Origin of the sequence: Mucilaginibacter sp., from assembly GCF_965277465.1 — a bacterium.
Taxonomy (GTDB): domain Bacteria; phylum Bacteroidota; class Bacteroidia; order Sphingobacteriales; family Sphingobacteriaceae; genus Mucilaginibacter.
Genome location: NZ_CBDICW010000002.1, coordinates 1,155,548 through 1,168,817 on the forward strand (window position 1 = coordinate 1,155,548; position 13,270 = coordinate 1,168,817).

Annotated in this window: 12 protein-coding genes; 11 read left to right on the plus strand and 1 reads right to left on the minus strand. The window is 40.7% G+C overall.

The window, feature by feature from the left end; all coding sequences use genetic code 11:
* Window positions 1-5 precede the first annotated feature (5 nt).
* The 6 genes from gldC (at window position 6) to ACQY4U_RS17525 (ending at window position 7,698) form a co-directional block, all read left to right on the plus strand.
* Window positions 6-338: a gliding motility protein GldC gene (gldC, locus tag ACQY4U_RS17500; RefSeq protein WP_428330743.1), complete on the plus strand. Its 333-nt coding sequence runs from the start codon at window positions 6-8 to the stop codon at window positions 336-338.
* Window position 339: 1 nt separating this feature from the next.
* Window positions 340-759 (plus strand): hypothetical protein, encoded by a 420-nt coding sequence (locus ACQY4U_RS17505; RefSeq protein WP_428330744.1) that lies wholly within the window; start codon window positions 340-342, stop codon window positions 757-759.
* 112 nt (window positions 760-871) lie between these two features.
* On the plus strand, window positions 872-4,315 hold the full coding sequence (locus ACQY4U_RS17510) for a response regulator (protein WP_428330745.1): 3,444 nt from the start codon (window positions 872-874) through the stop codon (window positions 4,313-4,315).
* 1 nt (window position 4,316) lies between these two features.
* Window positions 4,317-5,147: a CheR family methyltransferase gene (locus tag ACQY4U_RS17515; RefSeq protein WP_428330746.1), complete on the plus strand. Its 831-nt coding sequence runs from the start codon at window positions 4,317-4,319 to the stop codon at window positions 5,145-5,147.
* A gap of 37 nt (window positions 5,148-5,184) precedes the next feature.
* A complete protein-coding gene (locus ACQY4U_RS17520; RefSeq protein WP_428331757.1) occupies window positions 5,185-5,724 on the plus strand; it encodes a chemotaxis protein CheB in 540 nt (179 codons plus the stop codon).
* A gap of 27 nt (window positions 5,725-5,751) precedes the next feature.
* The gene (locus tag ACQY4U_RS17525; protein ID WP_428330747.1) at window positions 5,752-7,698 is read left to right on the plus strand and encodes a response regulator; all 1,947 of its coding nucleotides are present in this window, start codon (window positions 5,752-5,754) and stop codon (window positions 7,696-7,698) included.
* On the opposite strand, the gene ACQY4U_RS17530 is transcribed toward ACQY4U_RS17525, so the two are convergent.
* Window positions 7,682-8,167 (minus strand): methylated-DNA--[protein]-cysteine S-methyltransferase, encoded by a 486-nt coding sequence (locus ACQY4U_RS17530; protein ID WP_428330748.1) that lies wholly within the window; start codon window positions 8,165-8,167, stop codon window positions 7,682-7,684. The two genes, ACQY4U_RS17525 and ACQY4U_RS17530, sit on opposite strands and share 17 nt — an antisense overlap.
* A 123-nt stretch (window positions 8,168-8,290) precedes the next feature.
* Between ACQY4U_RS17530 and ACQY4U_RS17535 the strand changes: the two genes are divergently transcribed.
* The 5 genes from ACQY4U_RS17535 to ACQY4U_RS17555 all read left to right on the plus strand — a co-directional run bounded on the left by ACQY4U_RS17535 (window position 8,291) and on the right by ACQY4U_RS17555 (window position 13,201).
* A complete protein-coding gene (locus ACQY4U_RS17535) occupies window positions 8,291-8,974 on the plus strand; it encodes a heme exporter protein CcmB (protein ID WP_428330749.1) in 684 nt (227 codons plus the stop codon).
* Between the two features lie 103 nt (window positions 8,975-9,077).
* Entirely contained in the window at window positions 9,078-10,304 is a 1,227-nt protein-coding gene (locus ACQY4U_RS17540) for a hypothetical protein (protein ID WP_428330750.1), read from the plus strand.
* 5 nt (window positions 10,305-10,309) lie between these two features.
* Entirely contained in the window at window positions 10,310-10,732 is a 423-nt protein-coding gene (locus ACQY4U_RS17545) for a Rieske (2Fe-2S) protein (RefSeq protein WP_428330751.1), read from the plus strand.
* Window positions 10,733-10,743: 11 nt separating this feature from the next.
* Entirely contained in the window at window positions 10,744-11,817 is a 1,074-nt protein-coding gene (locus ACQY4U_RS17550) for an imelysin family protein (RefSeq protein ID WP_428330752.1), read from the plus strand.
* A gap of 10 nt (window positions 11,818-11,827) precedes the next feature.
* A complete protein-coding gene (locus ACQY4U_RS17555; RefSeq protein ID WP_428330753.1) occupies window positions 11,828-13,201 on the plus strand; it encodes a di-heme oxidoredictase family protein in 1,374 nt (457 codons plus the stop codon).
* Window positions 13,202-13,270: the final 69 nt, after the last annotated feature.

Consider the following 13,270-nt stretch of genomic DNA (forward strand, 5'->3'; position numbering starts at 1 on the left):
CTAAAATGAAAAGAGCGGAAATAAAGCTTACTATAGACCTTGACGATAATAATGTACCCGAAAGCATTTTATGGGAATCAACCGATGCTAAAACAAAAGAGGCATTACCGGTAAAATCAATAATGCTGGCCCTTTGGGATCAGAGCTACAAAAACACATTGCGCATTGACCTTTGGACAAAAGATATGCCTGTTGATGAAATGAAACGCTTTTTTTATGAAACCCTGCAAACTATGGGCGATAGCTTTTTACGCGCAACGGGCGAAACCAATATTGTTGAAGACCTGCGCGATTATTGCGCCCACTTTGCCGATAAAATGGAGATAACTCAAAAATAAAATGCGCCTTAATACCTTATTTTCATTTGCCGGCTTTATTATGCTTGTGGCCGGCACCTATTGCCCCATATTGCGCCCGTTTCACCTGTTTAACTGGGATGTGTACGATGCTAATAAACCCTTTGGCATTGTAATTTTGCTGGTAGCATTAGTAGGTATAATAGGCACCGTATTTAACCAGGTTAAAATAACCCGCCTGTCATCATGGCTTTCATTAGGGCTGGTTATTTTGCTTTTTATTGCAGCATGGCTAAAGGTGCATACCTCGTTCAGTTTTATTCCGTTCCATTCAATTGATGCTTTTTTAACCAGGCAAATCAAATTTAAATGGGGCTGGTATTTGCTGTTTGCAGGGCCGCTGCTGGCATTAGCTGGTGTTCTTTTCAATAAAAAAACTAACTTTAACAGACCCATAGTTTAAAATATTCCCCAACGGAATATTTATTAGTCATTTTCAGCAATGATGGGGGTATACAGCTACGTATTTTAAATAATATAAATTAGCATATTTGTATCAGCTTAAAACAATCTAAATGTTAAGATTTTCCTTTCGCCAGCAGGTGCTCGCTGGTTTTGCCGTATCAGTAATACTGGTATTAATTGTAGGCATATTATCCTATAAAAGCATAAACCAGTTAGAGAGCGACTCTAACATGGTTGAACATACCCAAAAGGTAATAAAAACATCAACCAACCTGCTTCAGTTAATGATTGATGCTGAAACCGGGATGCGCGGATATGTAGCTACCAATAAAGATGTTTTTCTTGATCCGTACAAATCAGCCCTACCCGGAATTAAAAAAGATATTGAACAGTTGCGTGGATTAATCCCCGATAACCCCATCCAGGTAAAAAGGGTTGATTCCTTGTCTGCATTGGTTAATGCCCAGCTAAATATTTTGAAAACCAATATCGAAGTTCGCCCAATCAGGGGTTTGGATTTCATGGTTCAAAACAATATGCTGATCAACGGAAAGCAAAACATGGATAATATCCGCGAGCTGATTGATCATTTAAAGCAAACTGAAAATGATTTGCTGGCTATAAGAAAAGCAAGCTCGGCAGCGGCATCATCAAGGGCGCTTGATACCATTTTAGTGGGTTCAATTGTGTTTTTAGTGATAATTGTAATTCTCTTCTTTTACATACAGGGAACATTTGAAAGACAAAAGAAAACTGAAGCAGAGGTTAAATTTGCCAACATTGAACTTGAAAAAGTATTGGCAGAAAATCGCGCTAAAAACTGGTTGCTTACAGGCACCAGTGCCCTTAACGAAAAAATGCAGGGCCAGCAAAGCGAACGTGAGCTTGCAGGTAACGTGCTTACCGAGATTTGCAAGTACTCGCAGGCTTTAACAGGTACCTTTTATTTGTTTAATGAGGATGAGGAAAGCCTTGAGCTATATGCTTCTTATGCTTTCAGCGATTTAAAAACATTGAAGCAAACCGTAAAACTATCCGAAGGATGGTTAGGCCAGGTAGCAAAAGACGAAAAAGCGGCACTGATTAAAGGTAAATTAAATGATAAGCTGGCTTTAGGGTCGTCCCTTATTCAGCAGGAAATAGTCGACAGCTTTATAGTGCCGTTCTTTTTTGATAAAAAACTGAAGGGTGTTATTGAGATAGCCTTTAATAATGACCTGGCCCAGAGCAGCAATGATTACATCTTAGCGGTAGCAAATGATATTGGCATAGCCGTAAATACAGCGCAGGCACGTACCATAATGCACGAGTTATTATCGCAGGTACAGCAACAGGCCGAGGAGTTGGAGGCACAGCAGGAAGAAATGCGCGTGACCAACGAAGAGCTGATGAGTAAAACCGAAATGCTGCAGGCATCAGAAGAAGAGATGCGCGTACAGCAGGAAGAATTGCGTACCACCAATGCCGAATTAGAAGAGAAGGCCAGCCTGTTAGAGGAAAAGAACCAGGCCATTGAAGAAGCCCGCAAATCCATCAACGTAAAAGTTAAAGAACTTGAAACTACCGGTAAATATAAATCGGAGTTTTTGGCTAACATGAGCCATGAGCTGCGCACACCTTTAAACAGCATATTGGTGCTTGCCCGCATCCTGAAAGATAATAAGCCGCTTAACCTGTCCGAAGATCAGGTAAAATATGCCAGCGTTATATTTAATGCAGGTAATGATCTGCTCACGCTGATCAATGATATTCTTGATCTTTCAAAAATTGAATCGGGTAAACTTGAAATGCAGAATGAGAACGTGAAGATCTCGAACATTTTGCACGATATGGAAATGCTGTTTACCGAGGTAGCCCGCAATAAAAAGATAAAATATACCATTACCACCAATAATAACCTGCCTAAACAGATCTTTACTGATAAGGTAAGGGTTGAGCAGATATTGAAAAACCTGCTTTCGAACGCGTTTAAGTTTACGCCCGAAAATGGCGCTATTGAAATAAACGTTATACCTGGCGAAGAACCTAAAACAGTAAGCTTCTGTATAAAAGATACAGGTATAGGTATCCCGTTGGATAAGCAGAAACTTATTTTTGAAGCATTTCAACAGGCCGATGGTTCAACCAGCCGCAGGTATGGAGGCACAGGTTTGGGCCTCTCAATAAGCCGCGAATTAGTAATACTATTAGGGGGTAAAATAACCTTATCAAGTGAGCCGGGCAAAGGCAGCGAATTTACTTTAACTATCCCATTACAGGCCGAGAATGTTACTAACGAGCAGGAAACTTTACCAACCGTTGAAGATTTTGTGCCCGAATTGCAGTTTTTAAAACCTGCGGTACAAATTGCAAAAAAGAGCGATAAGGAACCATTGGTTGTAATTGTTGAGGATGATAAAAACTTTGCCGATATTTTGCACGATTACTCGCGCGATCATGGTTATAAATCTATCATGGTTTATGAGGGTACCAATGCCGTTCAGCTAATTAAAGAAAACCAGCCCGATGCCGTGATACTGGATATTATGCTGCCGGGTAAAGATGGGTGGCAGATATTAAAAGAACTTAAGCAGGATGTGGCAACTATGCATATTCCGGTACATTTAATGTCAGCCGGTGAGGCTGCCGCCAACCGCGTCAGGCGCGAAGGGGCAATCAGCTTCCTGAAAAAACCAATTGACACAGGCACGCTTGATAAGCTTTTTGGCGATATTATGCTGCAAAGCGGCACCAAGTTTAAGCAGATATTGCTTGTTGAGGATAATCAAACACAAAGCCAGGCATTAAACGATCTGATGCAAAGCCAGGGTATCACGGTTGACCAGGCTTTTGATGGTGCCTCCGCATTCAGAATGCTGCACGAAAACGAATACCAGTGTGTGATACTTGATCTTAACCTGCCGGATATTTCGGGGCTCGACTTTTTAGATAAGATAAAAGAGATTGACCGCTTTAAAGCACTTCCGGTTATTATCAACACCGCTATGGAGCTTGATAAAACATCAGTAAGCCGGCTAATGCATTATGCCAATGCCATGGTGGTAAAAACAACCAAATCTGCCGATAGGCTGATTGATGAGGTTAACCTGTTTTTGAATAAGGTGCGTGAATCGGCGGATCAGCCTGCTGACCTTTCAGCTATCACCAAAAATAAAGTAACCTCACATGGTAAGGATGTAATAAAAGGTAAAAAGGTATTAATTGTTGACGATGATATGCGTAACATATTTGCTCTGAGCAGTGCATTGCAGGGTTATGATATGGTTGTTGAAATAGCTAACGATGGGCAGGAAGCCATTGATAAGCTGGAAGCAATAAAGGATATTGATATGGTGCTGATGGATATAATGATGCCTGTAATGGATGGTTACGAAGCCACAAGATATATCAGAAAACAAAACAAATGGGCCAAGTTACCTGTAATAGCTTTAACAGCCAAGGCCATGATGGATGACCGCGAAAAGTGTATAGCCGCCGGTGCAAATGATTACATTACCAAACCGGTTGATATTGACAGGTTAATATCATTAATGCAGCTATGGCTTACCAGTTAATATGAATGTTATTTTAAAGGGCTTAACAGACGAACAAATTGCAGAACTTATTGACCTTGTAAAGAAGGTTCACGGGTTTGATTTTTCTGATTACTCAAAGGCATCGTTAAAGCGCAGGCTTAACCGGGTAATGATGATCAAAAAGCTTGAGTTTTACGATTTAAAGCATGCGCTTTTAAATGATCCGGGCTTTTTTCAGGATTTTTTAGAGGAGATCACCGTAAACGTTACGGAGATGTTTCGCGATCCATCGTTTTTCAAGGCTGTTAATAACCAGGTTGTGCCATACCTGTCAACGTATCAGCATATAAAAATATGGTCGGCAGGCTGTTCATCGGGCGAGGAGGCTTACTCGTATGCCATATTGATGAACAAATCGGGACTAAAGCATAAATCATTCATTTATGGTACCGATGTAAATACGGTGGTTTTAAAAGAGGCCCGTATGGGTATTTATAGCTTCAGGAATATTAAGAGTTATGCCGAAAACTATCAGCTATCGGGTTTAAGCGGCTCCCTTACCGATCATTTCACTACACTATACGATGCCGCATCTATCCATAGCGAATTAAAAACCAACACTTTATTTTCGGTACATAATTTAATCTCAGATACTGTTTTTAACGAATTTCAGTTAATAAGCTGTAGAAACGTTTTTATCTATTTTGAAACTCAGCTACAGGAAAAAATATTAGAGCTTTTTTACAACAGCCTTTGCCCTCATGGTTTTTTATGCCTTGGCAGTAAAGAAACCATCCGCTCAGATGTTTTCAAGAAAAAGTTTAAGGCAATAAATCAAAAAGAGAACATATACCAGAAAATTGGATCTTGATAAAAATATAGTCCAACGCTGGCACAGCTCTGATATATTGCTGTTAGGAGGCTCTGCGGGCTCTTTTAAGCTGATCTTTAATATTGTAAAAATTCTTCCCCCCACGCTTGATAAAACTGTGATAATTATAATGCACAGAAAAAAGAATTATGTAAGCGAAATAGAAAAACTGTTTGCCGAAAATAGCCGTATATCACTGCGGGAAGTGAGTGATAAGGACAAAATAAGTAAGAATACTATATATATAGCTCCGGCAAATTATCATACACTGATTGAAAAAAGCGGCTGCTTTGGCTTGGATGTATCAGAACCTATGTGGTATTCAAAACCATCAATAGATATTACATTTGAAAGTGCTGCCGAAACATATAAGTCAAAATGCACCGCTATACTGCTCTCCGGAGCAAACCAGGATGGGGCAGAGGGGTTGCTGAAATTACGAAACGCAGGTTCCATGACTATTGTACAACACCCCGAAGATGCTGAAATGCCCGAAATGCCAACAACAGCTTTAAACATAAATGCAGCTGATTACGTATTAAGGACAAATGACATATTTGAACTATTAAAGAATTAAGAAGATTATCCCCCTATTTATTTTTAGATGATCCCCGTTAATATCCTGATTGTAGATGACCGTGAAGAGAATATTATTGCCCTTAAAGCATTGCTTGAGCGTGATGATATACGGATCTTCTCAACCACCTCGCCTAACGAGGGTTTAAAACTGGCTTGGGAAAACCAGATCTCAATAGCATTAGTTGATGTGCAGATGCCCGAAATGGATGGCTTTGAATTTGTAGAAATGCTAAAGTCAAATCCGCGCACTAAAGATATTTTGGTGATTTTTGTAACCGCTATATCAAAAGATGCCAAATATGCGGTTAAAGGCTTTGGCGCAGGTGCTATTGACTATTTGTACAAACCACTTGATCCGTTTATTACCTCGGCAAAGGTTGATTCATTTATTCAGCTTGCCCAGTACCAGGCAGATATTAAACAAAAGAATGAAGAGTTACAGAATTTTGCTGTAGTTGTAAAAAACTCGGCTGATATTATATGTTCAGTTGATGCGCAGGATTTCCGCATAAGAAATATAAACCCGGCTGTCGAAAAAATATTAGGCTTTACGCCCAAAGAGCTAACGGGTAAAAGTATTATTGACTTGGCCGTTGATGAGCAGCAAACTGCCTTCAGGGCAAAACTTGGCGAAATTATTAAAGAAAACCTGAGCTCATCAGTTTTTGAGTTTCAATTTAATACTTTTAGTAAACGGTCTATTTGGGTAGAGTGCCGTGTTGCCTATCAAAACAAAATCCTGTTTTTAAACATCAGCGATATATCGCCTCAAAAAAGCTATCAAAACGAGCTTATCCGCTCAAAAGAAACTGCCGAGCATGGTAAAAAGGTAAAGGAAACTTTTTTGGCAAACATGAGCCATGAGCTGCGTACACCCGTTAACGGTATCATCGGCTTAAGCAACCTGTTGCGCAAAACTGAACTGAACGAACAGCAAAGCAGCATGATCGATCTGCTGGAGATCTCTTCGCAGTCATTATTAGGCGTTATTAATGATGTGCTTGATATTTCAAAAATGGAGGCTGGCAAATTTAATATTGTGCGTTCTGCCAATAATGTACATGATCTGATCAGGGCAGTATATGGCTTGCTTAAATTTAAGGCCGACGAAAACAACATTGAATTTTTACTGGATATTGCACCCGATGTACCTGTACATTTACTGGTTGACTCGCTGCGCTTAAACCAGATACTGATGAACCTGCTGAGCAATGCCATAAAGTTTACCGAACGTGGTTATGTGAAACTGAAGGTATCGGTACAACAAAAACTCAACGACCAGGTAAAAATAAAATTTGCGGTTGAAGATAGCGGGATAGGGATACTTAAAAGTAAACTGTCAACAATTTTTGATTCGTTTGAACAAGCTGATGAAGATACTGCTGCCAAATATGGTGGTACGGGCTTAGGTTTAGCCATAGTAAAAAGATTAGCCGAGCTTAAAGGCGGCGAACTTACGGTTAGCAGCGATGTTGGCAAGGGGAGTGTGTTTAGCTTTATAAATTGGTACACGGTTGTAAGCAAGCCTAAAGAAAAAGTTGTGAGCAAAACCGAGGGCGTATTAGAAGCCTTTGATAATGTAAGTATTTTAGTGGCTGAGGATAACCTGGTAAATCAGTTTATGCTGGCTAAAATGCTTAAAGATTGGGACATTGAGGTTGAAATGGTTGATAATGGCCGCAAGGTAATTGATAAGTTACGCGCAAATAACTACGACCTTATATTGATGGATACGCACATGCCCGAGTTGAACGGTTATGAAACCGCTAAAACCATCCGTATTGATTTTGAAGGTGCTAAAAGAAGTATCCCTATTATCTCCTTATCGGCCGCATCGTTTGATTATGAGCAGCAGGAGGCTATTCTTGCCGGGATGAATGACGTATTATCAAAGCCTTTTCAGCCGCGCGAGCTGCATGCCATGATCAGTAAGTTATTAAAAACTAATAATGTGGTTACAGATCCAGCTTAGCCTGCCCAAAGCCTGATACATTGGCTTCGTGCGCCAAAAGCCATTTTTTGCGCCATACACCGCAGCCAAAACCGGTTAGGCTGCCATCAGACCCTATTACACGATGGCAAGGCACCACAATAATTAAATGATTTTTTCCATTGGCTGATGCTATGGCTCTTATGGCCAATGGATTGTTCATTAATTTAGATTGATGGGCATAGCTGATGGTTTTGCCATATTCTATTTTAAGCAGCTGGTCCCATACCTGTTGTTGAAATACAGATCCGCTTTGTTTTACCGGCAAATCAAAAACTCTTCGTGTGCCTGCAAAATATTCATCTAACTGTTTTATGGCCATTTGTAATAATGGGGTTTCGGCGGGTTCAACTTCAAAGTCTTCGTCAAGCAAATAGATCGAAGTAATAAAATCATCTTCCTCGGTTATGCGGGCAAAACCTATGGGTGTTTTATAATAAGCCAGTGGCATTAATTGGTTTGTGTTTTAAATCTAAAACGTAATACTAATAAATTGATTTAAATAATCAAACCGGGCGTTTATTCAGGCTCAATCAGCAGTATAGCAAATCAACCAAATTACTACCTTTGCGCCATGCAACTCTTTAACCAAACCCTGTATCTTTTAAAAAAAGAAATTATGCTGGAGTGGCGGTCAAAGTATGCCTTTAACGGCGTTTTGCTATACGTGGTATCAACCGTATTTATCTGTTATATCTCCCTTAACTTAAACCCCGGTTTTGCAGGCAGTAAAGGTTACCCCATTGTATGGAATGTTTTATTTTGGATAATTATACTTTTTGCATCGGTAAATGCTATTGCCAAAAGCTTTATGCAGGAGAGTAAGAGCCGGTTATTGTATTATTATTCAATAGCAAGCCCGCACTCCATCATTCTTTCAAAAACCATTTATAATATATTACTGATGTCATTACTCAGCGTTTTGGCATTGGTGGTTTACCTTGTTTTTTTTCCGAATACGGTAGGCGATCCGCTTTATTACTTTTTAACCGTACTGTTAGGCAGCATTAGTTTTTCAACTGTTTTTACCATGATCTCGGCCATTGCCTCTAAGGCGGGTAATAATGGTACCCTGATGGCTATTTTAAGTTTCCCCGTTATTATTCCAGTTATCCTGATGCTTATACGCATTAGTAAAGCCGCAATGGATGGCCTTCAGCGCAGTTTAAGCTACGGCGATGTAGGCGTTTTATTAGCTATTAACGTTATTGTTATAGCAACCGCATTAATTCTTTTTCCCTTTTTGTGGCGTGATTAATCTCCTTTTTTTAGGGAGATGGGATAGTTGTGTATTTTTTGTTTAAGTTTATTTGGATTAAGTCTAAATAAGATGTTTCTTTGCTTCGATTTAAACGTCAGATATGCAAGCAAAAACTTTTACTTTATCAGTTGTTTTTCTTTTTACAGCCGCAACGCTATTTGCTCAAAAAACAACGCCACTTACCACATCCGAAGATTCATTAAATAATAACCTTTCAAAAAGCGCTACCACCATTGGCGGTTATGGCAATGCGTTTTATCAGCGTAATTCAAACCAGGGTACTTCAAAGCTTGATCTGGAAAGATTTGTGCTTTTTACCGGTCATAAATTCAACGACAGGATCTCCGTTTTCTCGGAGTTAGAGGTTGAGGATGCAAAAGTTACCGGCGGCGAATCGGGAGGTGAGGTATCAATTGAACAAGCTTATTTAAAATTTAACCTTAATGCCAACCAATATATAGTTGCCGGTTTGTTTTTACCGCGTATTGGTATCCTGAACGAAAATCACCTGCCTAATACCTTTAACGGTAATGAGCGTAACTATGTAGAAACTTTTATTCTGCCATCAACCTGGCGCGAGTTAGGGGTTGGTTTATATGGGAATTTGAACAACCTGCCCATTAATTACTCGGTAGGTTTAGTTAATGGCTTAAGCGCGGGCATGTTTGATCATGGAACAGGTATCCGCGATGGCCGTTTTGAGGGGCGTAATGCCACCGGCAATAATTTAGCAGTTACAGCTGCCTTACAATACTACCAGGGTAATTTCAAAGCCCAGGTATCGGGTTATTACGGCGGTACGGTTGGGGTTAGCAAACGCAAAGCTGATAGCTTAGGCTTAAGCTCGGGCATATTTGGTACGCCTGTTGCCATTGGCGAGGCTGACATTCAATATGCAAATGGCGGCTTTTCATTAAGGGCTTTAGGAGCATTGGTATCAATACCCGATGCTGCAAACATTAACAGGGCCTATGCCAATAATACCCCAAAAACTGAATATGGCGCTTATGTAGAGGTTGCCTATGATGTGTTACACAATGTACGCACCGCGCACGGGCAGCAATTTATTGTTTTTGTGCGGGATGAAAAGCTCGATATTAACGCAAGCATACCATCAAACGGAATTGTGGATGGTACGCTTGATCAAAACCATGTGGTTGCAGGGTTTACTTACTTACCAATGCGTAACGTAGCCATTAAGGCTGATGTAAGGATAATTCACACGGGCACGCAAAACCCTGAGCTGATCATTAACCCAAACCCGGTTTCTTTACCATACCAGCAAAACAATAACCTGGTTGATCTGGGCCTTGCATTTTCATTTTAAGTATCATGGATAGAAGAAAATTTGTAAAACAATCATGCTCCATTTGCGTGGCCGTAGGTTCGGGTATGCTTATTGGTTCGCTGGCATCCTGCGGTACCGCGTTGCCGGTTTATAAAACCACCACTGTTGATAATAAAATAGAAGTACCGGTATCATTATTTGCAACTACTGATTTTCAGCTTATCCAGCCTAAAAGTTTATACTACAACATCGGTCTTAAAAAAGAAAAAGATGGTACTTATACAGCATTGCTGTTACGTTGTACCCACGCCGATAACCAGCTGATTACAGCAGGAAATGGCTTTAAATGCACCTTACACGGCAGCACCTTTGATAATGAAGGCCATGTTACCAACGGCCCTGCCGAAAAACCACTGAAAAAATATCCAACAGAAATAATATCCGATCAGATCATCATCCATATTTAATAATTACCCTTATGAAAAGTTTTATAATAGCCCTTTTTTGTATTGTAGCAATAGCTGTATACAGCTGTAAAAAAGAAACCACCGGCACTACAAGTACTGATACTACTTTAGAGGGACAGGTTTTAACCGATTTTTCAAATGTGCTGGTTAATCCTGATTACCAGGATATACAAACCAAGGCCGGTATAATGAGAGATGCAGCCGCAACGCTTATTGCCAATACAACAGATGCTAACCTTGCCGAAACCCGTACAGCATGGAAAAATACACGTGGCGCCTGGGAATCATGCGAGGGCTTTTTGTTTGGCCCCGTTGAGGATTTTAACTACGACCCGAACATGGATGACTGGCCGGTTAACAAAGTTGACCTTGACTCATTATTAGCAAGTAATAACTCACTTAGCGTTGAAAATGTTACCAGTTTAGGAACAACGCTTAAAGGTTTCCACGCTATTGAATATATTATATTTGGTGTTGGAAGCACTAAAAAAGCATCGCAGATAACCGCGCGCGAAAAAGTTTACCTGGCCTCATTAACCCAAAGTTTATACAGCACCACTACGCAGCTGCGTAATAGCTGGGACCCTGCGGTAACAGGTAATTTTACATTACAGGTTATCAACGCCGGTAAAGGAAGCGTAACCTTCACCTCCCGAAAGGCTGTGTTTTTAGCGCTGGTAGGCTCAATGGCCGATATTTGTAACGAGGTTGCTAACGAAAAAATGCAAACCCCGCTTGCCGCCCAGGATTCAACATTGGATGAGTCTTCGTTCTCCCACAACTCTGTTACCGATTTTACAAACAATATTACAGGTGTTAAAAATGCGTACTTCAGCAGCTATAACGGCGCCAGCGGCCATAGCTTAAGCGAGCTGGTAAAAGCTAAAAATGCATCGTTGGATAATAAACTGCAATCGCAGATCAGTTCGGCAATTGCCTCATTTAACGGTATTACGGCTACTTACGAAAAAGCCATCTATACCCAGCAAAATCAGATCAAAACTACGCAGGCGGCTATCCGTACGCTAAAAGCAACCATTGAAGGCGACCTTGCTGATTTTATAAACGCAAACATTAAAGACTAAGCTAAGTAAATTGAAACAGTTTAAAATAATAGGTATACTGGTTGTTTTGGTATTGATATTAGTGAAGTGCCAAAAATCGGCAGTGTTTCCGGCAGAGCAGTATAATGATCAGCTTTCAGGTGGCGACGAAACCTCTTTTGATGCCACCTCACAAGCTTTTGGGAGTATGTTCTCAGGCTTAAGCGTTCGTGACGAACACGTACATACCCTGGGTGATTTGGTTTTTAATCAATCATTTGTAACAGCACCTGCCTTAATTCATGGTGGTTTAGGCCCTATCTTTAACAATACATCGTGTACCAACTGCCATCATAATGATGGTATTGGCTTACCAACAGCAGGCGATCTTCAATCATCATTATTGGTACGTATAAGCCTGCCCGGTACTGATGCTAATGGCGGCCCGGTTGCGGTACCCGGCTACGGGCTGCAGTTACAGGATAAAGCAGTGTTTGGCAAGGTGCCTGAGTGTAAGGTAAATATTAATTATGCCTATCAAACCTATTCATTTGCTGATGGTGAAACTTATGAGTTAAGAACGCCAACCTATACACTTTCAAATTTATATATTCCTATATCCGGCGCCTACCAGCTTTCGCCACGTTTAGCTCCGCCGATGTTTGGTTTAGGACTGTTAGAAGCTGTTCCTGAAAGTGAGATTGTTGCATTGGCCGATCCTAATGATGCTAATGGCGATGGAATAAAAGGACATGCCAATTATGTGTGGGATGTTACCACCAAAAGCAAGCAATTGGGCCGTTTTGGCTGGAAAGCAAATACAGCTTCGATCCTGACACAGGTTGCCAGTGCCTTTAACCAGGATATGGGAATAACTACTTCTATACTCCCTGTTGAAAGCAGTTTTGGCCAATCACAATACGATGGTTTAAAAGATGACCCGGAATTGCCGGATAGTTTGCTGAGCGCAGTAAAATATTATGCACAAACATTGCAGGTGCCTGCACGCAGGTTAACTACCGATGCTGTTGCTAAACGCGGCGAACAATTATTTATATTAGCTAAATGCGCTACCTGCCACAAACAAACGCTTACTACAGGTATAAATGTGGCTTTCCCTCAGTTATCAAACCAGGTTATACACCCTTATACCGATATGCTGGTACATGATATGGGCCCGGGCCTTGCTGATAACCGCAGCGATTACCTTGCAGGCGGCCAGGAATGGCGCACGGCAGCTTTATGGGGTGTTGGTTTGTTTGAAACAGTGAACAACCCTGGCTATTACCTGCACGACGGACGCGCACGTACCATTACCGAAGCCATTATGTGGCATGGGGGAGAAGCGGCACCATCAAAGGCCTATTTTTCAAATCTATCTGCAACAGACAGGAATGCAGTGTTAAAATTTCTTAAATCTTTGTAAATACCTAACAATTTAGATACATTTCATTTATAGTTCATATTTATTGTGTTTTTTAGCATCTTGAAATTT

What these genes read in the sequence shown, in the direction of transcription:
- gldC (WP_428330743.1), top strand. Translation starts at nt 6, where the DNA reads ATGAAAAGAGCGGAAATAAAGCTTACTATAGACCTTGACGATAATAAT.
- ACQY4U_RS17505 (WP_428330744.1), top strand. Translation starts at nt 340, where the DNA reads ATGCGCCTTAATACCTTATTTTCATTTGCCGGCTTTATTATGCTTGTG.
- ACQY4U_RS17510 (WP_428330745.1), top strand. Translation starts at nt 872, where the DNA reads ATGTTAAGATTTTCCTTTCGCCAGCAGGTGCTCGCTGGTTTTGCCGTA.
- ACQY4U_RS17515 (WP_428330746.1), top strand. Translation starts at nt 4,317, where the DNA reads ATGAATGTTATTTTAAAGGGCTTAACAGACGAACAAATTGCAGAACTT.
- ACQY4U_RS17525 (WP_428330747.1), top strand. Translation starts at nt 5,752, where the DNA reads ATGATCCCCGTTAATATCCTGATTGTAGATGACCGTGAAGAGAATATT.
- ACQY4U_RS17530 (WP_428330748.1), bottom strand. Translation starts at nt 8,167, where the DNA reads ATGCCACTGGCTTATTATAAAACACCCATAGGTTTTGCCCGCATAACC.
- ACQY4U_RS17535 (WP_428330749.1), top strand. Translation starts at nt 8,291, where the DNA reads ATGCAACTCTTTAACCAAACCCTGTATCTTTTAAAAAAAGAAATTATG.
- ACQY4U_RS17540 (WP_428330750.1), top strand. Translation starts at nt 9,078, where the DNA reads ATGCAAGCAAAAACTTTTACTTTATCAGTTGTTTTTCTTTTTACAGCC.
- ACQY4U_RS17545 (WP_428330751.1), top strand. Translation starts at nt 10,310, where the DNA reads ATGGATAGAAGAAAATTTGTAAAACAATCATGCTCCATTTGCGTGGCC.
- ACQY4U_RS17550 (WP_428330752.1), top strand. Translation starts at nt 10,744, where the DNA reads ATGAAAAGTTTTATAATAGCCCTTTTTTGTATTGTAGCAATAGCTGTA.